Raw genomic sequence first — 20,240 nt, 5'->3', positions numbered from 1 at the left:
CTTCCCTCTCCTCAATTTGGCTCAGTGTTGTAAAGGGCAGGGGCTTGGGCAACCGTCGCTCCGAGGGAGGAGAGTTCCTGGCGCAGCAAGGCCACCAGGGCATTGGTGGACTGGTCGTAGAGGCTAGTGACCAGCTTGGGATAAAACCCGATGCCGATGATGGGGATCAGCAGGCAGGCGATGATGAACACCTCGCGCGGCTCGGCATCCACCAATTCTTCATGTTCGGTCAGCTCTTTGTTTTCCGGGCCAAAGAAGATCTGCCGCAACATCGACAGCAGGTAGATAGGAGTCAAGATCACCCCAACCGCCGCCAGAAAGACCACCACCAGCCGGAAGGGGAGAGAGTAGGCATCGGTGGTGGCCATGCCGATGAACACCATCAGCTCGGCCACAAAGCCGCTCATCCCCGGCAGAGCCAGAGAGGCCAGCGAGCAAGTGGTGAACATCGAGAAAATCTTGGGCATCTTCAGGCCGACGCCGCCCATTTCCTCCAGCTCCAGCGTGTGGGTGCGGTCGTAGGTGGCCCCCACCAAGAAGAACAGGCTGGCCCCGATCAGCCCGTGGGAGATCATCTGCAACATGGCGCCGCTCATGCCGATTTCGGTCAGGGATCCGATGCCGATGAGGACAAAGCCCATGTGGCTGATGGAGGAGTAGGCGATCTTCCGCTTCAGGTTGCGCTGGGCAAAGGAGGTGAGGGCAGCAAAGATGATGTTCACCACCCCCAGCACGATCAGCACCGGCGCAAAGTAGAGGTGGGCATCCGGCAGCATGCCCACATTCATGCGCATCAGGGCATAGCCCCCCATCTTGAGCAGGATCCCGGCCAGCAACATGTGAACCGGCGCCGTGGCTTCGCCGTGGGCATCGGGCAGCCAGGTGTGCAGGGGGAAGACGGGCAGCTTCACCCCATAAGCAATCAGGAAAGCCCCATACATCAGCAACTGGAAGCTCAGCGGATAGGCCTTGTGGGCCAGATCCGTCATGTCAAAGCTGATGGGATCCCCGTAGAAGGCCATAGCCAAGCCCGCCACCAGGATAAACAGCGAGCTGAGGGCGGTGTAGAGGATGAACTTGGTGGCCGCATAGAGGCGGTTGTATCCCCCCCAAATGGAGAGGAGCAAATAGACCGGGATCAGCTCCAGCTCCCACATCAGGAAAAACAGCAGCATATCCTGCACGGCAAACACCCCGATCTGGCCGCCGTACATGGCCAACATGAGAAAGTAAAACAGGCGCGGCTTGAGGGTGACCGGCCAGGCGGCCAAGATGGCAAGCGTGGTAATAAAAGCCGTGAGCAGAATGAGCGGCATGGAGAGGCCATCGGCCCCCACCGACCAGCTTAGCCCCACCTGCGGCACCCAGGTGTAGCGCTCCAGCAGTTGCAAGCCCGTCTGGGCGGGATCGTAGCCGACATAAAAGCCGGCCAGCAGAATCAGCAGATCGGTGACTGCGATGAACAAAGCAAACCAGCGGATCCGCTCGGCCAACTTTTGCGCGTAGGCGCGGGTACTGGGATCCCCAGCCGGCGCCGGGATCAACGGGATAAAGAGAGCGGCCAACACAGGGTACACAATGACCGTGGTCAGCCAGGGGAACTCGTTCAAGCTGGGCAGCGCCATCGATAGAACCTCGTTCATGCCATACGATCCAAGAGAACCACTGCCGGCCACAACCCGACAGCCCTCTTCCAGGATTGCCGTTGAGTATCTATGCTTAGCAAATCCACAGAATTATCTTAAGACTCTTCCTCCCTTTCCGCCGGCGTTCCTGGAAAGTGGTATCTGTGAAGGGTGAACCCAAAAAGCAAAGACCATCCCCCAGTAGCCTCACAAGGTATCCGAACCCATCATGCCTCAGCCCAAACTCATTATCCACGGCGGAGCCGGCAGTGCCCTAGAAGGAGAAGACAGCCTGGAAAAGGTGAGGAGATCCCTGCGGCAGGTGGTGGAAAGTACCTATGCGCTGCTGTTGGCAGGGCAAGCGGCAGAGGCGGCTGTCTTACATGCCTGCCAACTGCTGGAAGATGATCCCCTCTACAACGCCGGCACAGGATCGGTCTTGCAGTCGGATGGGCAGATCCGCATGAGCGCCGCCCTCATGAACGGGGCCACCCAGTCTTTTAGTGGGGTGATCAACGTCAGCCGGGTTCAGCATCCCATCCTCCTGGCCCAGGCTTTGCAATCCAGCCCGGATCGGGTGGTGGCCGAACAGGGGGCAGCAGAGCTGGCGCGGGAACTGAAGTTGCCGGTCTATGACCCGACCACTCTCAAGCGGCTGCAGGAGTGGGTGCAGTTGCGCCAGACCCATCCCCCGTCAAGGGTGCTCACCGCCCTGGCCATGGGCACGGTTGGAGCGGTGGCGCTGGATCAACAGGGGCGCATTTGTGTTGGCACCTCCACCGGCGGGCGGGGGTTTGAGCGGGTGGGGCGGGTGAGCGATTCGGCCACGCCCGCAGGAACCTACGCCAGTGCGGCAGCGGGAGTCAGTTGCACCGGTGTTGGGGAAGATATTTTGGATGAGAGCTTGGCGGCACGGATTGTCATTCGAGTGGAAGATGGCCTCAGCCTAAAAGCGGCCATGGCCAAGTCTTTTCAAGAGGCCCGCCAACGGCGCCGCTCCTTGGGGGCCATTGCTCTATCGCGCTTGGGCGAGATTGCCTGGGATACCACCACCGACCTGCTGTTGGCCGCCTACCACGATGGGCAGGGGATCGGTTTGACGATCTAAACTTCCAACCGAGCTTGCGCAATTCCGCCTGGACAAGCTCGAGGCAGTTGGATAAGAGTAAAGATAGTACTTAAACAAACCAAGTCTGCTCCTGCGCGGGCAGCGATGGGGAGCCCCGACCTATGGCACTTCATGCGGAGTTGCACCGCCACCTGGGCGGTTCTGTCGTCCCTCGGATTCTGTGGCGCTACTTGCATCGCCAGGGATCCCCTCTGGCGGAGCGCTTTCCCACCTATGCCGAGTTTGAAGAGTTCTACACCCGCCCGCGCAACACCCTTGAAGATTACTTGGAGCTGCACACGCTGGTGGAACAGGTGCAAACCCTGGAAAGCTTACCCTATTTCATCTACCGTCTGCTGCGGGGAGCCTATGTATTTGAGGATCTGGCCTACCTAGAAATTCGTTACACCCCCTACCTGCGCACGGATCCCAGCCTAGACGAGGCAGATCGCCTCAAGCAAATGCGCCAGGTAATCGAGACGGTGGGACAGGCCAGCCAGCAGCGGGAATACCCCATTGTTACCACTCAGATTGTGTGTTTGCACTCCCGCCTCCCCAGCCACATCAACCGGGCTATGGTTGAAGCTGCTGCCGAGTCGGAATATGTGAGTGCCATCGACCTGGCTGGGGGAGACAAGCCTTACGGCGAACGCATGGACGAGTGGATCGAGCTATTCAAGTATGCCTTGGCCCGCGGCCTCAAGACCACTGCCCACCTCTACGAGACGTTGGATGGCTGTTACCCAGAGCTGCTGCCCTATGTCTCGCGGATTGGCCACGGCATTCAAATTCCCCTTCACTATCCAGAGTTGCTGCCGGAGCTGGCGCGGCGAGGACAATGCCTGGAAGTTTGTCCCACCACCTATCTAAAAACGGGCACCTTGTCCAGTTTGGATCCCCTCAAGATTGTGTTTGATCGCTGCTTTGAGGCAGGGGTAGATATCGCCATCTGCACCGACAACGCCGGCTTGCACAATGTGCGCCTGCCGTTTGAGTACGAGAACCTGCTCACCCACGACATTATCGATTTCGAGCAGCTCAAACACTGTCAGGAAGCAGCTTTTCGCCACGCTTTTGCCTGGCCTTATAAGGGGCGCCCGGCCTCTCTGTTGTCGGAGTTACAGCAGGGGGTATCTGCTTCTTTGGTAGCCCTCTGATCGCGTCAGCGGGACGGAGTCCTTGTCCTTTATTCCGACTTCTCAAAAACGAGGGTAGAGATCCGCACCAAAGCCATGGAAATCTTGGGCTCCCACAAAACATATCCTCAGTTCCTTGAGCCAATCCCTAACTCCCCTCTCCCAAAGGGAGAGGGGCCGGGGGTGAGGGCTGGGAGTGTTGGGTGCCGCCAAAGGCGAACGCGCCGGCGGCGTGGAGCGCTTGGGGCTGTCTCAATCTAGTCTGACAATCTAGTCTGAAATGACTATCAGTCGAGCATGAAGGTCTATATCAGTGCTGATATCGAAGGGATCTCCGGCATCAGCCATTGGGATGAAGCCACCCTCGGCCAGCCGGGTTATGAGCCATTCCGCGAGCAGATGACCCAAGCGGTGATCGCCGCTTGTGAGGGATCCCTGGCTGCCGGAGCCACCCGGATCACTGTCAAAGACGCCCATGATTCCGGGCGCAACCTTCTCCCCGAGCGATTGCCGGCGCCGGTGCAACTCATCCGCGGCTGGAGCGGCCACCCCTACTGTATGGTGCAAGAGCTGGATCGCAGTTACAATGCCCTGATCTTAATCGGCTACCATGCCCGCGCCGGATCTGCTGCCAACCCCCTTGCCCACACCTACACCACCGAAGTTAGCCAAATCCGGCTGAACGGCCAGGCCATCGCCGAGTTTCACCTGGTCAGCCTCACCGCTGCCTATGAAGGGGTGCCGGTTGTATTTCTGGCCGGAGACGCAGAGGTGTGTGCGGAAGCGAAAGCCTATGACGCCCAGATCGAGACGGTGGTCACCCACAAAGGGATGGGCCACTCGGTCGTTGCTCCCCATCCGCAGCAGGTTCTGCAGGCCATCCGCCAAGGTGTAGAGGGATCCCTGAAACGGCTGTCGGCCTACCGGCCCCGCCCACTGCCGGATTGCTTTCACTTGGAGGTGGACTACAAGGATCCTGCCCGCGCCTACCGCAAGTCTTTTTACCCCGGCTGCCGGTGGGTTGCTGACGCAACCGTTCGGCTGGAGGTTTCCAATTGGTTTGAGGTGCTGCGGGCTCTGCAATTTATTGTGCTCACCTAGTCTGGACGGGTGCGCAGGCGAGCGGCAGCTTCTCTGAGGCTGGTCTCGGAAAGGTCGGGCAGCTCTATCCGGGCGTGGATGCGGTTGAAGTTCTGCTGCAACCCATGCCGATAGGTGGGATCGTAGTGCTGCTCCAGCAACTCCTGCACAAACTGCGGCCAGTCTTGGGCGTCGATGAGCTCAAACCAGCGCTGCAGGCGCGCCTGGCCATGGCGGGCTTTTAGGGGCAGCAATTTTTCCTTGAGTGCCTGGGGATGGGCTATCCAGTGGGGATAATGGGCAATCAGCCCCTTCACCCGCTCTTCCAAAGGCAATCGCACTTCCACGCAATCGGCTTGGGTGAGGGCCTGCCAAAGGGCAGGGGGCAGGTGGAGCTGGCCCACCTTGGCACTCTCGGCTTCCACCCAGACCGGCTTGGCTGGATCCCACTGGAGAAAAACCTGCACCAGTTGACTTTCAAAGCTCTTCTGGGTGGGCTGCGGCATCCCCCACTCCGCTCCCAGCACGGAGCCGCGGTGGCGGGCCAGCTTTTCCAGATCGAGGACTTGGGATCCCTGGCGCTGCAGGTGGTGGAGCAACTGGGTTTTGCCGCTCCCCGTCGGCCCGCAGAGGACGCGGTAGGTAAACTCCTGGGGCAAGCTCTGCAGTTGCCGGCGTACCCAGGCGCGGTAGGTTTTGTACCCCCCTTGCAAAACTGTGACCTGCCAGCCCACCTGGGACAACACCAGCGCCAAGCTGGCCGAGCGCTGCCCTCCCCGCCAGCAGTAGATGAGGGGGTGGTAGTCCCGATCCTTGTCGGCAAAGTGGGTCTGCAGATGGCGGGCGATGTTCTGGGCCACCAGGCTGGCTCCCCGCTTGCGGGCCGTAAAGGGATCCACCTGCTTGTAGAGGGTGCCCACCTCTGCCCGTTCTGCATCGTCAAGCACAGGCAAGTTGATGGCCCCCGGCCAATGATCCTCAGCAAACTCTGCCGGCGAGCGCACGTCAATGATCTCGCTGTAGGTGTGCAGCCAAGGTTCGGCAGTGACGTGAATGGGGGCAGCCACAGACGCAGCGAGGAGGGAGTGGACTGAGTTCTCTCTTGCTCGATCCTGGCAGATTTCTAGGGTTGTTGCCTGAGGGGATCCCTGGGCCTGACAAGAGTTGCACCGCTCGGCTCCTCCTCCAGGCTAACCTCAGAGGGAGAGATAGGATCGCACTTTTTCCTCGTCCATTTGGTCAGTCGGCCCTTCCATAACGAGGGATCCATTTTCCATGAGGTAAAAGTAATCGGCCAAGCTTTGAGCAAACTCAAAGTACTGTTCTACCAGCAACACCGCAACGCCCCGCTCTTTTTGGATGCGGGCAATGGCTTCTTCGATCTCAATGATGATAGAGGGTTGGATCCCTTCTGTGGGTTCATCCAGGAGTAAAAGTTTAGGCTCTGCCACCAAAGCTCTGGCAATGGCCAATTGCTGCTGCTGACCACCGCTCAAATCTCCACCGGGACGCTTTAGAAAAGAACGCAAAATCGGGAATAAGTCATAGATAAACTCAGGTATAGCCCGTTCTTTGTCCGGTGCTGCTTCTAACCCCACCAGTAGATTTTCCTCAACCGTTAGGCGAGGAAAGATCTCTCGGCCTTGGGGCACATAGCCAATGCCAGCGCGAGCCCGCCAGTTGGGTGGGTAATGATTGATGGGTCGGCCCTCAAAGAGAACTTTACCTGTACAGTCTTTGAGAAGCCCCATTAGGGCTTTAAGCGTGGTAGTTTTGCCCATGCCGTTGCGACCCAGAAGGCAAACTGCTTGGCCGGGAAGGATCTTGAAAGAAAGATCTCTCACAATTAAACTTTGCCCATAATAAGCTCTCAGGTTACAGACTTCCAGCAAAGGCTGAGATCCACTTTGAGATAGATTTTGCGCTTTGGTGGCGTTTTCCGTATTCATAGGCTTGGATATAGAGTTGGTTAATTGGACGGTCAACACAGATCTCCCCTTCTCCCCTGTTTTCGTTTAGCCTCTGGCTTTGTGGGATCCAAGATAGACCTCGATAACTCGCGGGTCGTTCTTCACTTCCTCAAAGCTACCCTCGCACAACACCGCTCCTTGGTGTAAAACAGTAACCTTGCGAGCAATTTGCCGGACAAATACCATGTCATGCTCAATCACCAAAATGGTGTGATTTCGAGCTAAGGATTGAATTAACTCTCCCGTAGCCTCTGTTTCTTTATCCGTCATCCCGGCCACGCATTCATCAAGCAGCAGCAGATCCGGATCCTGGGCAATCACCATGCCAATCTCCAACCATTGCTTTTCTCCATGGGAGAGCAGCCCTGCCGGGATCCGATCCTTACGGCTCAGGCCGATGGTTTCCAGGAGAGCATCAGTCTTTTCTCGCAAGCGCTTTTTGCCAAATAAGGTGGAGAAAACACCCTTGTGAGGGTTGAGAGAGAGCTCCAAATTTTCTCGCACGCTCAGGTTTTGGTAGACCCGCGGCGTTTGGAACTTGCGACCAATACCCAAGGCAGCGATTTCGTGCTCCTTGAGCTTAGCCAGATCTTTTCCTTTAAACAGCACTCGCCCTCGAGTAGGCTTGACCTTGCCTGTCAACACATCGAGGAAGGTAGTTTTGCCCGCTCCATTGGGGCCGATCACCACCCTTAACTCCCCTTCTTCCAAAGAGAAGTTCAGCCCGTCCAAAGCCTTAAAGCCATCAAAGCTGACGGTGAGATCCTGAGTTTGTAAAATTTGCCGGGTAGTGGTGGGAGCTGCTGTAAGCATAGGGATCACGTCCAAGAACGGAAAGGCCAGAGGACGAGTAGGATTCTCAGCCCATCGAACAAGAGAGGACACTTGGCATCGTTATCTCACCCATTGGGATCCTCTTACTCTGAAGTTGCACCTTGCATAGGGGGATACTGGCACGGATTTAGGCTGGAGAAATATTGGCCAAACGCCGGCGCCAAAGCTGGAAGGTAACCCAAAGCTGCCTGCCCCGGGTGCGCACCCAGCCCACCAAACCATCCGGCAACACCAGTACCACCAGCAGGAACAATCCCCCCTGGAAAAACAGCCAAATTTCTGGGAAATTTTCACTCAGCAAACTCTTGGCAAAGTTTACCAACAAAGCCCCGACCACTGCCCCCACTAAACTGGCCCGACCACCCACCGCTACCCAGATCACCATTTCAATGGAGAAGGGAACGGCCATGGCATTGGGAGAAATGATGCCAGTTTGTAAGGTAAACAAAGCCCCGGCGATCCCTGCCAGCGCAGCCGAGATGGCAAATACCAGCACCTTAAATCCGGTGGGATCGTAGCCAGAGAAACGAACCCGCGGCTCATCGTCTCGAATGGCTACCAGGATTCGACCAAACAAGCCACTGGTAAGCCAACGACAGAGAAGGTAAGCCAAAACAACGGTTAAAACCGTGGCCACATAGACAGCAAAGCGCATCTGGGAAGAGTTGACATCCAGGCCAAATAACGTCTGGAAATTGGTCAGGCCGTTGGTGCCGTTGATTAAGCGCTGTTGCCCGTTGAAGAAGTTAAAGAAAATGATTGTGGTGGCCTGAGTCAGAATAGAAAAATAAACTCCTCGGATGCGATTTCTCACCACCAAATACCCCAGAGCTGCTGCCACCACAGCCGGGATCAAGACAATAGCAATAGCCGTAAACGGAAACGAATAAAAAGGGTACCAAAACCAGGGCAATTCCGTTACCCCATAGAGGCTGAAAAACTCCGGTATCTGTCCCTCTGGCAGTTGCAACTTGAGGTGCATCCCCAAAGCATAGCCCCCCAAGGCAAAGAACACCCCATGCCCCAGACTCAGCATGCCGGTATAGCCCCAGATAAGGTCGATCCCCAGGGCAACAATGCTCAATGCCAGAAATCGCCCCAACAAGTTCAGCCGAAAACCCGACAACACAGTTGGGGCCACCAAGATCAAAGCCAGCGCCAGGCCAATGAGGATCCCAACTTCCCACAGGAGCTTGCGGGCAGGACTGGGATCCCGACCGGTGGCAAGAATGGCCTCTTCACGATCAGCGGGGGGGAGATGAGCCAGTTTCATGGGCGGTGTGGGGGGATGGGGAATACGGCTAGAAAGATTCGCTCAAGAGGGCTGTCCTAGGCATCCACCATGCGACCTTTTTCGGGGAAAAGGCCGCGGGGGCGCACCTGCAAAAAGGCCACAATTAAGGCAAAGACCATCACCTTAGCCATGCTGGTGGTGGCAAAAAAGTTGAGGGTATCGGTCAGGATCGGCACGTTGGGAAAGATCAAAGCCAGCGTCCCGGAACCGATGACAAAGTTGGCAATTCCGATCCCCAGTGCCGCCACAATGCTGCCCAGGAGCTTGCCCACACCCCCCACGACAACCACCATGAAGGTATCCACGATGTAGTTCTGGCCGGTATTGGGCCCCACGGATCCCAGCAGGCTGACGGCCACGCCGGCTACTCCTGCCAGACCCGAACCCATGGCAAAGGTGAGAGCATCCACCGTTTGCGTAGGGATCCCGACACAAGCGCTCATGGCCCGATTTTGGGTGACGGCGCGGATGCGCAACCCCCAGCGGGTGCGTTGCAAGAAAAAGTACAGCCCCAGGATACAGACAACGGTGAGGGCGATGATGAACAGGCGAGTATTGGGCAAAAACAGGTTGCCCACCGGGATCCCACCCCGCAGCCAGCGAGGAGCGGTCACGTCTCTATTTTGGGCCCCAAACCAGGGCTGGGTGACGGCCAGGGCATAGGTTTGGGCCAGAACCCGCCCGCCTACTGCCACAATGGCCGTAGAAAGCACCAACAACAACGTCAGCACCCAGCCTTTGAGGCGCGGCCAATCGGCCCGTTTTGCCAAGAGCCACCAGCCGCCAAAAAAGAGCACCGCAAAGGCCCCCAAGCGGAAAGCCAACACCCAATTGACGCTGCGCACGAACTGCTGCAGGATCAGGCTCACGCCCCAGGTGGCCAAAAGGGTTTCCAGCGGCCGCCCATACAAAAAGCGAATCACCCCCCGCTCCAGAGCCAGACCCGCCAGGGCCGTGACGACAAAAGCGGCAACCAAGGCTGGAAAGATATACAGATCCCGCCAGGGATCCCCCAATTGTCGGAAGGCATTTTGCACCACAAAGGTGGTGTAGGCCCCCAACATCATCAGCTCCCCATGGGCCATATTGATCACCCCCATGAGGCCGAAGACAATCGCCAGGCCCAGAGCGGCTATCAGCAAAACGGTGCCAATACTGATGCCGTTAAACAAGCTATCCAAAAGCAAGGTCATCGGCAGGGGATCCTCCTTCTTTACCCGTTGACTGGGGACGCGCTTCCAACTCCAGGACGGGATCCCCAACTCACCCGCAAGGGATCCCGCACCCAGCGCTCAACAGGGCTAGCTGACTTTGAAGCGACCGCCTTTGGCCGGATCCGACCAGTCGCAGGCAAAGCCCTTGGTTTCCGCCACAAACTGGTTCCAGGGCTGTGGCTCCACAGCGTCTGTAGAAAAGATGACATCAAACAGCCCATCAGAGCGCACCTGGCCGATCCGCACGTACTTGGTCAGGTGGTGGTTGGTGTTCATCGTCACCAGACCCTCTGGGGCATCAAAGGTTTGGCCGTAGGCTGCTTGGCGCACCGCGTCGATCTCCACGGTTCCCGCTTTTTCCACCGCCTGCTTCCAGATGTAAACCATGATATAGGCCGCTTCCATCGGGTCGTTGGTGACGCGGTTTTGGCCGTATTCTGCCTTGAAGGCTTCCACAAACTTCTTGTTGGCAGGCGTATCCACCGTCATGAAGTAGTTCCAGGCAGCGTAGTGGCCTTCTAGGAACTCGGAGCCAATCGCCTGCACCTCTTCTTCGGCAATGCTGACGGACATAGAGGGATAGCGATCCGGCTCCAGACCGGCTGCTTTCAGTTGCTTAAAGAAGGCCACATTGCTGTCGCCATTCAGGCTGTTGTAGATCACGCCGCCGTTGGGAAGAGCGGCACGGATTTTGCTGATAATGGGAGTCACTTCGGTGTTGCCCAGAGGCAGGTAATCTTCTCCCACAACCTTGCCGCCCAGGGCCTCTAACTGGGCCTTGATGATGGTGTTGGCCGTGCGGGGGAAGACATAGTCGGATCCCACCAGGAAAAACTCTTTGCCCTTGTTCTTGAGCAGCCATTCCACAGAAGGCTCGATCTGCTGGTTGGGGGCAGCGCCGGTGTAGAAGATGTTTTTGGAGCACTCTTGTCCTTCGTACTGTACGGGATACCAGAGCAGGTGTTGCTTGGATTCAAATACCGGCAAAACTGCCTTGCGGCTGGCCGAGGTCCAACAGCCGAATACCGTTGCCACCTTGTCCACATCGATCAATTTGGTGGCTTTCTCGGCAAAGGTTGGCCAATCGGAGGCGCCATCCTCGATGATGGGCTCGATCTGCTTGCCCAAAACCCCACCGGCGGCATTGATCTCTTTAATGGCTAGCTTTTCCGCATCCACCACACTGGTTTCCGAAATGGCCATCGTGCCGCTGAGGGAGTGCAAAATGCCAACGCGAATAGTCTCTCCCTGAGCATAGGCAGGCACAGACCGCTTCACCCAGATCTGCGGCCCTAAGGCAGCCCCGGCTCCGGCCAGCGCGCCCATTTTCAGCACTTGACGACGATTAAAAGATTGAGCCATCGGTAAACTCCGAAACGAGGTGAGTGCAAAGGATGTAGCGAAGTGTGGTTACAGCAGCCTGGCTAACGGGGGGAAGGACTCAGCTCATCACCTTGCCCATGGATCAGCTTGCCCAACTGCGCTCGGCTGAGGTTTTCACCAATGCCTTCCCAACATCAACAGGGGGAAAAGCCAGTTCTGCAGTCGAGAGAGCGTCGTGCGCCCCTGTTGCCTGGACGTGTTCTATCAAACCCATTCAGCCAGGAAGAAATTGTGTTGCGAGATACTTTTTTCCAGAATCTGAGCCTGTTCTCGCCAAGCTCCCAGGGATCCCTTGCTCTCGGCATAATGGAGATTTCGAGGTTGAAAATTGATGGCTTATGGTGCAACAGGCTGGCTATGGATCTTGGCGATCCCCAATTACCGCTGACCTGGTGGTGGCCGGATCCCTACGCCTAGGGCAACCGGCTTGGGACAAGGGGGATCTCTACTGGACGGAGGGCCGCCCGCAGGAGAAGGGGCGCAACGTGCTGATGCGGCGAGCTGCCGACGGGACGGTGCAGGAACTGACGCCAGCACCCTTCAACGTGCGCACGCGGGTGCATGAGTACGGCGGCGGCGCCTACTGGGTCTCCGAGGGGGTGGTGTATTTCTGCAACTTTGCCGATCAACGGCTGTACTGCCTGCTGCCGGCTTCGGATCCCCAGCCCCTCACCGAAGCTGGCCCCTACCGCTATGCCGACGGGGTGGTGGACAGGAGGCGCCGGCGCATCCTCTGCGTGCGCGAGGATCACAGCCGCCAGGGAGAGCCGGAAAATACCCTGGTTGCCATCGATCTAGAAAGCGGATCCCAGCAGGTTTTGGCCAGGGGCCACGATTTCTACGCCAGCCCGCAACTGAGCCCAGACGGTCAGATCCTGGTGTGGCTGGCCTGGGATCACCCCCAGATGCCCTGGGACGGCACGGAGCTGTGGCGGGCGGAAGTGGCTCCTGACGGCAGCTTGGGAGAACCCCAGAAACTCGTTGGTGGCCCGGCTGAGTCCATTTTCCAGCCCCAGTGGTCGCCGCAGGGGGAGCTTTACTTTGTTTCCGACCGCAGCGGCTGGTGGAACCTCTACTGCTGGGATCCCCAGGGCCCCATTTCCCTCTGTCCTATGGAAGCGGAGTTTGGCGAGCCCCAGTGGGTGTTTGGCCTGAGCACCTACGGCTTCTGTGGGGATGGGCAAATCCTGGCCATCTATCGACAAGAGGGGCTCTGCCACCTGGCGCTTTTGGATCCGCGTTCAGGACAGAGGCAGGAGCTCCCCATACCCTACACCGAGCTCCACAACCTTCAAGTTAGCGGCGAAAAAGCTGCCTTCCTGGCCGGATCCCCCAGCGAAGCCATGGCCTTGGTCTGTCTGGACTTACCTTCTGGCCAATTGGAGGTGGTGGCCCGTTCTAGCAGCGTGGCAATAGATCTGGAGTATTTGTCGATCCCTGAGCCCATCACCTTTCCCACCTCGGGCGGAGCAGTGGCCTACGGCTTCTTCTATCCTCCCAAGAACCGCGACTTTGTGGCCCCTGCCGGCGAAAAGCCGCCCCTGCTGGTGAAAAGTCACGGCGGGCCCACGGGAGCAACAGCAGCCGTGCTCGACCTGGGGATCCAGTACTGGACCAGCCGCGGGATTGCCGTTTTGGATGTCAACTACCGCGGCAGCAGCGGCTATGGACGGGCCTACCGGGAGGCCCTCAAGGGCCAATGGGGCCTTGTGGACGTGGAAGATTGCATTGCTGGAGCCCGATTCTTGGCCCAACAGGGCCGGGTTGATGGCGAGCGATTGCTCATTCGCGGCGGCAGCGCCGGCGGCTACACCACGCTGGCGGCTTTGACCTTTCACACCGTCTTCAAGGCCGGTGCCAGCTACTACGGGGTGAGCGACCTGGAGGCCCTGGCACAGGACACCCACAAGTTCGAGTCCCGCTACTTGGACAGCTTAATTGGCCCCTACCCGCAACGACGAGATCTCTACCGGGAGCGCTCTCCCATCCACCACCTGGATGGCCTCAATTGTCCGGTTATTTTCTTTCAGGGCTTGGAAGACGCCATCGTGCCCCCCAATCAGGCAGAGAGGATGGTAGCCGCCCTGCGGGCCAAAGGGATCCCGGTGGCCTATGTGCCCTTCGAGGGAGAACAACACGGCTTTCGCCAGGCGGCCAACATCAAACGGGCCTTAGAGGCGGAGCTTTATTTTTATGCTCAGGTGCTGGGGTTTCCGCCGGCAGAAGCTCTTGAGCCCGTTCGGATCGAGAACTTAGACACCTGAGGATGACTGCTCAGCTAGACCCAGGCTAATGGCTGTGGGCCAACAGGTTGGGCTCGAAGACAGCCATCTCCAACTGAAACGGGATCCCCAGGTGGGCCAGCCAGTCCTGCAACGGCTCATCGGCCAGCGCCCGGATCTGCCCTTGGGGGGAAATGTGGGCCGGGCGGTGCCAATTGCCCAGTTGATGCATCACTTGGCCCATCTGGATCGGGTTTTCCGGTTGAATCAAGAGTACCGGTTCGGCTTGGGCTTTGACCCGGATGTGTCGCTGCGCATCCGCGTAGAGTAGATCCCCATCCTGAAGATGAGTGCCGCGAGGCAGCATCAACTGGATTACCGTGCCCTGATCGCTCACCAGCCGCTGCCGGGATCGCTGGCGGTCATGCCAAGTGAGGCAAACCACTTCCAAGTGGCCGGGGATCCCCTCTGGCGGCTCTTCCAGCAGTTGCATCACCGTAATAGCCACGGGATCCTCTGCCGCAGTGTGCCGCCCTTCGCTCATGGCAGGGACTCCAGATACTGGCTGAGGTCTTCTTGCAGGCGAGAGAACTCCACTTCAGTGGAAAGGCGCAGCACCTTGGTTTTCAAAGTTACCAGCACCTTGGCTGCATGGGGGCCAGTCCAGATATTGGGGTTGCAGAACATCTCCAAGCTGAAATCCTCAGCAGGGTAACGAAATTCAACGGGATCCTGAGGCTGCTGGCGGGAGCTGCGCTTGAGTCGCTCCCAAAGAATCTGCAGAACCTCGTGCCATTGTTGTGCTGCCTCAGGGGGAAGGGAGAAGCTGGCCGAACCGGTTGCGAAGTTGAAGGCAAACTGAGGAAAATGGATGGTCATAGAAGCCCGTACCTTCGGCACGCGTTCTCTGGAGGGCAGCATTGGATAACAACAGTATCTTACGTCAGCTTTTGCTGATGGGCGTCGGCACCACCACCTTGCTGGCAGAGCAGTTGAAGAAGGCTGCCGACGATCTGGTGCAGAAGGGCCAGCTCAACCCAGAAGAGGCATCCAATCTCATCAACAACCTGCTCAACCAGGTAAAATCCGAGCAGAGCAACTTTGAATCCTACGTGCAGCGGCAGGTGCGCAACGTTCTACAGGATTTGGGCGTGCCCCGCCAATCGGAAATGGACGAGCTGCGCGGGCGGCTGGATCGGCTGGAACGGCAGGTGCGCAATCTGGAAAATCAGGTTTACCGCCGGTAGCCGAGGCCCAGTTGGCCGTCGAGCAGGGCATTGCCAAACGTCGCTACCCCGCAGCCAACCCCCAGATCCAGTCCCAAAGTTCATTCCAGTTTCCATGCCGAGCGAAGTTTTGACCGTTACAGGCCGAGGCATCCCCCTGCTGGGCAACGACATCGACACCGATCGGATCATCCCGGCCCGCTTTTTGAAGTGCGTCACCTTTGAGGGCTTGGGCCGGCACGTGTTTGCCGACGACCGCGCCCAAGCTTCCGGCCAGCATCCCTTTGACCTGCCCCAGTACCAGGGAGCCGAAATCCTCGTGGTCAACGCCAATTTTGGCTGTGGCTCCAGCCGCGAGCATGCGCCGCAAGCGCTGGCCAAGTGGGGGATCCGCGCCCTCATCGGCGAAAGCTTTGCCGAGATCTTCTTCGGCAACTGTTTGGCCCTGGGGATCCCTTGTGCGACGGCGCCGGCGAGCCTGATCCAAACCCTGCAAAAGGCGGTGGCCGAGGATCCACAGCTTCGGTTGACCCTGGATCTGCCCAACAAACAGGTGCGCTGGCAGAACCATGCCGCTGCTGTGGAGATCCCTCAGGGGGCCTGGCAAATGCTGGTGCAGGGCACCTGGGATGCCACAGGGCAATTGCTGGCGGCCACAGCCCAGATTCAACAAGTAGCCGCCTGTTTACCCTACCTGCGTTGGCAGCGAGCCCGTTGAGCAGTTCTCTTCCCCCCGATACCCATACCTGGCTGGGCAGCGCCGACCCGGATTTTTTGGATCTGGCCATCCGGGAGATAAAAGCTGCGGATCCGGAGGCCGCCGTACAGCGGCTGCGGGAGGCGCCCGGCTTGGTGTGGGTGTGCAGCCAACGCTCGTTTGTTGACCTGGTGGAGGCTTGGCAGGCTGACCCGCCCATTTTTTTGCGCCACATCTGCCCCATTCACCGAGAACAGCGGCTAGACGAGGGATCCCTGAGCAAATTGCACCTTGATGAGGAAATGTTGGCGGCCATCGACCCCATGCGCAGCTTTTCGGTGCAGACGCGCCTGTTTGGAGGGCCGAATCTCAAGCCCTTTCAGGTCAACGAAGCCCTGGCCGAACAGGTGATCGCGGCGGTGGGAGCCCCCCTGCAGGTCAAAGATCCCCAGCAGGTGATCTCGGTGGTGATCCTGGCCGAGACAGGAGGGATCCGGGCCTGGCTGGGCCTATCCCTGGCTGCACAGAACCTCTCCAACTGGGCTGGCGGGATCCACCGCTTCCGGCGGGATCCAAACCAGATCAGCCGCTCCGAGTTTAAGCTGCTGGAGGCCATCCAGGTGTTTCAGGTTCCTTGGGTAGCGGGCGGACAGGCTTTGGATCTGGGGGCAGCGCCGGGGGGATGGTCGCGCATTTTGCGCCTGTATGGCCAGCAGGTGACAGCAGTGGATCCGGCAGACTTGGACGAGCGCCTCAGCCAAGATCCGGGGATCTGCCACCATCGCCTCAGCGCCCAAGCCTACTTGGCCCGTAGCCCAGGCCGGTTTCACCTCATCCTCAACGACATGCGCATGGATGGCCCGGCCTCTGCCAACTTGATGGTGGCTTTCGCCCCCCATCTGGAGCCACAGGGAGCGGCCCTGATGACCCTGAAGTTGCCCCACCGGCAGCGCCTGCGGGTGCTGCGGCAAAGTCTGGAGATCTTGGGTCGTGCCTTCTCTGTGGTGAGGGCCCGTCACCTGTTCCACAACCGCAGCGAAGTCACCCTCTACTTGAGGGTCCCTCAATCTGCCGTTTCCACCACCTGAATTTCCCGGCGGAGCACCATCTGGCGAATGGACTCCAGCAAGTCCATCTCTTCGGGGGAGATTTTGCCGTCGGCCCGGATGGCGCCGACGATTTGGTCAACCTCGGTGCGGGTGAGCTTTTTGTCTTCTAAGGCTCGATTCACCAGCGCTTGCAATTGTGAAAACTCCATAAGGCTCCTCTTCGCTTGAACAGGTCTTGTCGCCTCATTTCCTCGTCTAGGCTATCCGCCCTCTCCAAAATCTCCTGCAAGCGCAAGATTCTCTTCAGGTATCCTAAAGAAAATATGAAACCCAAGAGAGGAAGACATCATGGCTGGCCCGGATCCCAAAAGCACCGCACACGATTGCGCTACCCTCTGTCGAGATGGCTGTGTCTTGGGAGAGGCCTGCCCCCACCGAGAGGCGGCTCGTCAAGCGGTGGCCTTTGTCATGAACACCGACTGGGAGACGCTGATGCAGATTGCCGAATCCAAAAACCTGCCCAAGAACCTGCCTCAAGGCGAGTTGGATCCCCTCCAGTTTTTGGAGAATTACCGCCTGGGTGGATAAGCCCCAACCCCATCTCTCCAAAGACAAGGGATCCCCCTGAACAATCACAGGTTTTAAGCCATACTGAATTTGTGGGATCCCTGGATTCTATGGTTTGGCCTTGGATTGTCTTTGGCTTGGTTCTCATCGCCTCTGAGCTGTTTTTGCCGGAGTTGGTAGCCGGCCCGGTAGGTGTAGCGGCCCTGGGGGCCGCCCTTTTGGCCTACTGGGGTTGGCCCATTTGGGCACAATTTTCGGCTTGGATCCTGCTCTCCATTGGATTGATCGTCCTCAGCCGACGCCTAGTCCCTTCCGGTTCGACTCAACTAGAAGATCTTCTCAAAGAATCGCGAGAGGCACGGGCAGTTACAGCGATCCCGCCTGGTCAGCGCGGTCGGGTCTCTTATCTCGGTTCCACCTGGAATGCCAAGTGCAGCATCCCCAACCTCGAAATCCAAGCCGGGCAGGAGCTCTACGTGGTGGAGCGGCAGGGAAACACCCTCATTGTCATGCCGGCCAAGATGCTGAAGTCTTGATCTGAACGGATTTTCCATTCCCCTATCGCCCTGAGGGGGCTGCCGCAGCCTTGTTCAAGTGTGCATTAGCGGCGGGGATCTGTCATAATCGCAAAAGTTAAGCCGGGATGTAGCGCAGCTTGGTAGCGCATCTGCTTTGGGAGCAGAGGGCCGCAGGTTCAAATCCTGTCATCCCGATCCTGCTTGTACAACGAGTTGAGCTGTTCGCCTGCTTGTCGAGGGTCGGGGGCAACCATCAGCTCTTCGATGCTGGGAAATTCGCAGCTCAGGTGTGGGCAGCCTTTGGTCATAGCCAGTCTGTTGCCAGTATGATAGTGCTCCTGCTGCAGCAGGGATCCCTGTCAACCTCGCTCTCCACTCAGCTCCCTTTAGCCATGGCAACCCAATCCCCTTCCACCTCGCTGATTCGGTTCCTCGCCGCCGCCGTATCCGAGAGCATTCAACGGGCGGCAGGCCAACTGGGATCCCTAACACCTGAGCAGGCGGCAGGGGTTACTCCCGTGATCCAGATCCCCAGCGATCCCCGCTACGGCGACTACGCCTGTCCTACCCCCTTGGGGATGGCCAAGCTCTGCCGCATGGCGCCGGCCCAAATTGCCCAAACCCTGCAAAAACACCTGGATCTGCCGGACATAGAAACCGAGGTGGCAGGCGGTGGGTACCTCAACTTCCGGCTGGGGGATCCCTTTTTGGCCGAGCGATTGCAAGAGCTGTTGCGGTTGGGGGAAGATTTCGGCAAAACCGCTGCCCCCCATCCCGAGCGCATCCTGCTGGAGTATGTTTCCGCTAACCCAACGGGGCCGCTGCACGTGGGACATGGGCGCTGGGCTGCTGTCGGCTCGACCCTGGCCAACCTGCTGCGCTGGACGGGGCACCAGGTGGAGCGGGAGTTCTACATCAACGATGCTGGCAACCAGATGCGGCTCTTGGGCCAGTCGCTAGAAGTGCGGGTGCGACAACTGCAAGGCGAAGAGGTGGCTCTGCCGGAAGATGCCTACCACGGCAGCTATTTGGTCGATATCGCCCGGCGGCTGTTGGATCAGGTCAAGGCCGGGATCCGCCCTCTGCCCACCACCCCGGAAGAGTACACCGATTTTGCTTACCAGGAAATGCTGGCCTGGCAACAGCAGACCCTGCAACAACTGCGCACCGAGTTCGATCACTGGTTTAGCGAACGCCGCCTGCACACCCCCGATCCCCAGACAGGGCTGAGCGCCATCCAACAGGCTTTGCAGGAGCTGCAGGAGCGCGGCTTCCTCTACAGGGCTAAGGCGCCGCGGGGTGAGGATCCCAAGCCGGGGGCGGAAGAGGCCGTCTATTTCAAAACCCAAGAGTTTGGCGACGACAAGGATCGGGTGGTGCAAAAGGCCGATGGCTCCTTTACCTACCTGGCCGCCGATATTGCCTACCACCGCGACAAAGTGCGGCGGGGCTATCAGCGACTCATCAACATCCTCGGCTCGGATCACCACGGCTATATCGGTCGTTTAAGGGCGGCGGTGGGCGCCTTCAGCCCAGAGGTCAAGCTGGAGATCCTGATTGGACAATTTGTCAAATTGTTCAAAACCGACCCGGAAACCGGCGAGAAGACCGAAGTGCGCATGTCGAAGCGCACCGGCAATTTTGTCTCCTTAAACGATCTTATTGAGGATCCCGAAATTGGCGTGGGGGTCGATGCAGCCCGCTGGTTTTTGCTCAGCAGCAGCATGGACAGCCCCATCAACTTTGATTTGGATTTGGCCGTCAAGCAAACTTTCGACAACCCGGTGGTCTATGTCCACTACAGCCACGCCCGCTGCTGTACCCTGCTGCGGCGGTTACAGGAAGAGGAACAGGTGCAGCTAACCGCCACAGTTGCTTTGACGGAGCAGCAAAAACTGCCCTACAAAGAACCTGAAGAGCGATCCCTGCTGCTGCGCCTCTTGGCCCTGCCCGATGAGCTGATTGCCGCTGCCGAAGAGCGCGCCCCTCACAAGATCATTCGCTATGCCGAGGCGATTGCTGCCGATTTCAACAAGTTTTACGACAACTGCCGCATTTTGCCCCTCTTAAAAGAGGATCCCCTTTTGGCCCAAGCCCGCATCCAATTGGTGCAGGCCACGCGACAGGTTTTATTTAACGTGCTCACCGGCATTCTCGGCCTGAGCGCGCCAGAGTCGATGTAGATGTTAACGTAAGGTGCGGAATTCCCCACCGTCTATACGGTGGGGATGGATAGCACTCTCTGACTGATTCTGGATGTATTGCTTCACAATTTCTAGGGAGCAAATCATGCCAAAGCCTAGCCCTTCCCAATACA

General features: G+C 58.3%; 20 protein-coding genes and 1 tRNA gene. 11 read left to right on the top strand and 10 right to left on the bottom strand.

The annotated features are described in order from the left end of the window. Positions 1-11 precede the first annotated feature (11 nt). Entirely contained in the window at positions 12-1,625 is a 1,614-nt protein-coding gene (locus NW862_RS09070) for an NAD(P)H-quinone oxidoreductase subunit 4 (protein ID WP_414332693.1), read from the bottom strand. Between the two features lie 229 nt (positions 1,626-1,854). On the opposite strand from NW862_RS09070, the gene NW862_RS09065 reads away from it, so the two are divergent. The 3 genes from NW862_RS09065 to NW862_RS09055 all read left to right on the top strand — a co-directional run bounded on the left by NW862_RS09065 (position 1,855) and on the right by NW862_RS09055 (position 4,970). Continuing rightward, a complete protein-coding gene (locus NW862_RS09065; protein ID WP_414332613.1) occupies positions 1,855-2,733 on the top strand; it encodes an isoaspartyl peptidase/L-asparaginase in 879 nt (292 codons plus the stop codon). A gap of 122 nt (positions 2,734-2,855) precedes the next feature. Beyond that, positions 2,856-3,890 carry an adenosine deaminase gene (locus NW862_RS09060; protein WP_414332611.1) on the top strand — a complete coding sequence of 345 codons (1,035 nt, stop codon included), beginning with the start codon at positions 2,856-2,858 and terminating at the stop codon, positions 3,888-3,890. Positions 3,891-4,166: 276 nt separating this feature from the next. Then, entirely contained in the window at positions 4,167-4,970 is an 804-nt protein-coding gene (locus tag NW862_RS09055; protein ID WP_414332609.1) for a M55 family metallopeptidase, read from the top strand. Here the strand turns inward: NW862_RS09055 and mnmH are convergent. The 6 genes from mnmH to urtA all read right to left on the bottom strand — a co-directional run bounded on the left by mnmH (position 4,967) and on the right by urtA (position 11,623). Continuing rightward, the gene (mnmH, locus tag NW862_RS09050) at positions 4,967-6,016 is read right to left on the bottom strand and encodes a tRNA 2-selenouridine(34) synthase MnmH (protein ID WP_414332607.1); all 1,050 of its coding nucleotides are present in this window, start codon (positions 6,014-6,016) and stop codon (positions 4,967-4,969) included. The two genes, NW862_RS09055 and mnmH, sit on opposite strands and share 4 nt — an antisense overlap. A 129-nt stretch (positions 6,017-6,145) precedes the next feature. Next, the gene (gene urtE / locus NW862_RS09045; protein ID WP_414367710.1) at positions 6,146-6,898 is read right to left on the bottom strand and encodes an urea ABC transporter ATP-binding subunit UrtE; all 753 of its coding nucleotides are present in this window, start codon (positions 6,896-6,898) and stop codon (positions 6,146-6,148) included. A 66-nt stretch (positions 6,899-6,964) separates the two neighbouring features. Further along, positions 6,965-7,732 (bottom strand): urea ABC transporter ATP-binding protein UrtD, encoded by a 768-nt coding sequence (urtD, locus tag NW862_RS09040; protein WP_414332603.1) that lies wholly within the window; start codon positions 7,730-7,732, stop codon positions 6,965-6,967. A 148-nt stretch (positions 7,733-7,880) separates the two neighbouring features. After that, positions 7,881-9,026: an urea ABC transporter permease subunit UrtC gene (gene urtC, locus NW862_RS09035; protein ID WP_414348890.1), complete on the bottom strand. Its 1,146-nt coding sequence runs from the start codon at positions 9,024-9,026 to the stop codon at positions 7,881-7,883. A gap of 56 nt (positions 9,027-9,082) precedes the next feature. After that, positions 9,083-10,240 (bottom strand): urea ABC transporter permease subunit UrtB, encoded by a 1,158-nt coding sequence (gene urtB / locus NW862_RS09030; RefSeq protein ID WP_414332599.1) that lies wholly within the window; start codon positions 10,238-10,240, stop codon positions 9,083-9,085. A gap of 108 nt (positions 10,241-10,348) precedes the next feature. Then, positions 10,349-11,623, bottom strand: a complete 1,275-nt coding sequence (gene urtA / locus NW862_RS09025) for an urea ABC transporter substrate-binding protein (RefSeq protein ID WP_414332597.1) — start codon at positions 11,621-11,623, stop codon at positions 10,349-10,351. A gap of 359 nt (positions 11,624-11,982) precedes the next feature. On the opposite strand from urtA, the gene NW862_RS09020 reads away from it, so the two are divergent. Then, positions 11,983-13,908 carry a S9 family peptidase gene (locus tag NW862_RS09020; protein ID WP_414427107.1) on the top strand — a complete coding sequence of 642 codons (1,926 nt, stop codon included), beginning with the start codon at positions 11,983-11,985 and terminating at the stop codon, positions 13,906-13,908. A gap of 25 nt (positions 13,909-13,933) precedes the next feature. On the opposite strand, the gene NW862_RS09015 is transcribed toward NW862_RS09020, so the two are convergent. Continuing rightward, complete coding sequence (locus NW862_RS09015) at positions 13,934-14,410, bottom strand: urease accessory protein UreE (RefSeq protein WP_414332593.1); 477 nt, start codon at positions 14,408-14,410, stop codon at positions 13,934-13,936. Then, positions 14,407-14,745: a hypothetical protein gene (locus NW862_RS09010; RefSeq protein ID WP_414348892.1), complete on the bottom strand. Its 339-nt coding sequence runs from the start codon at positions 14,743-14,745 to the stop codon at positions 14,407-14,409. Before NW862_RS09010 ends, NW862_RS09015 begins: the two co-directional genes overlap by 4 nt. 41 nt (positions 14,746-14,786) lie before the next feature. On the opposite strand from NW862_RS09010, the gene NW862_RS09005 reads away from it, so the two are divergent. The 3 genes from NW862_RS09005 to NW862_RS08995 all read left to right on the top strand — a co-directional run bounded on the left by NW862_RS09005 (position 14,787) and on the right by NW862_RS08995 (position 16,877). Beyond that, entirely contained in the window at positions 14,787-15,113 is a 327-nt protein-coding gene (locus NW862_RS09005) for a phasin family protein (protein ID WP_414332589.1), read from the top strand. Positions 15,114-15,207: 94 nt separating this feature from the next. Beyond that, positions 15,208-15,810, top strand: a complete 603-nt coding sequence (leuD, locus tag NW862_RS09000; RefSeq protein ID WP_414332587.1) for a 3-isopropylmalate dehydratase small subunit — start codon at positions 15,208-15,210, stop codon at positions 15,808-15,810. Beyond that, on the top strand, positions 15,807-16,877 hold the full coding sequence (locus NW862_RS08995; protein ID WP_414348893.1) for an SAM-dependent methyltransferase: 1,071 nt from the start codon (positions 15,807-15,809) through the stop codon (positions 16,875-16,877). Before leuD ends, NW862_RS08995 begins: the two co-directional genes overlap by 4 nt. Here the strand turns inward: NW862_RS08995 and NW862_RS08990 are convergent. Next, positions 16,853-17,047 carry a hypothetical protein gene (locus tag NW862_RS08990; protein WP_414332583.1) on the bottom strand — a complete coding sequence of 65 codons (195 nt, stop codon included), beginning with the start codon at positions 17,045-17,047 and terminating at the stop codon, positions 16,853-16,855. The two genes, NW862_RS08995 and NW862_RS08990, sit on opposite strands and share 25 nt — an antisense overlap. Before the next feature lie 139 nt (positions 17,048-17,186). Here NW862_RS08990 and NW862_RS08985 point away from each other — a divergent pair, with 139 nt between their 5' ends. The 4 genes from NW862_RS08985 to argS all read left to right on the top strand — a co-directional run bounded on the left by NW862_RS08985 (position 17,187) and on the right by argS (position 20,106). Next, a complete protein-coding gene (locus NW862_RS08985; protein ID WP_414332581.1) occupies positions 17,187-17,426 on the top strand; it encodes a hypothetical protein in 240 nt (79 codons plus the stop codon). Positions 17,427-17,515: 89 nt separating this feature from the next. Continuing rightward, positions 17,516-17,941: an NfeD family protein gene (locus NW862_RS08980; protein ID WP_414337413.1), complete on the top strand. Its 426-nt coding sequence runs from the start codon at positions 17,516-17,518 to the stop codon at positions 17,939-17,941. A 103-nt stretch (positions 17,942-18,044) separates the two neighbouring features. Continuing rightward, positions 18,045-18,118: transfer RNA gene (locus tag NW862_RS08975), tRNA-Pro, on the top strand. Between the two features lie 197 nt (positions 18,119-18,315). Continuing rightward, entirely contained in the window at positions 18,316-20,106 is a 1,791-nt protein-coding gene (gene argS, locus NW862_RS08970; RefSeq protein WP_414332691.1) for an arginine--tRNA ligase, read from the top strand. The last annotated feature ends 134 nt before the right edge of the window (positions 20,107-20,240 follow it).

This window comes from Synechococcus sp. H55.8, assembly GCF_047462375.1.
Taxonomy (GTDB): Bacteria; Cyanobacteriota; Cyanobacteriia; order Thermostichales; family Thermostichaceae; genus Thermostichus.
Note: the sequence above shows the minus strand (reverse complement) of the source record. Positions and strands in the feature narration are given on the sequence as shown.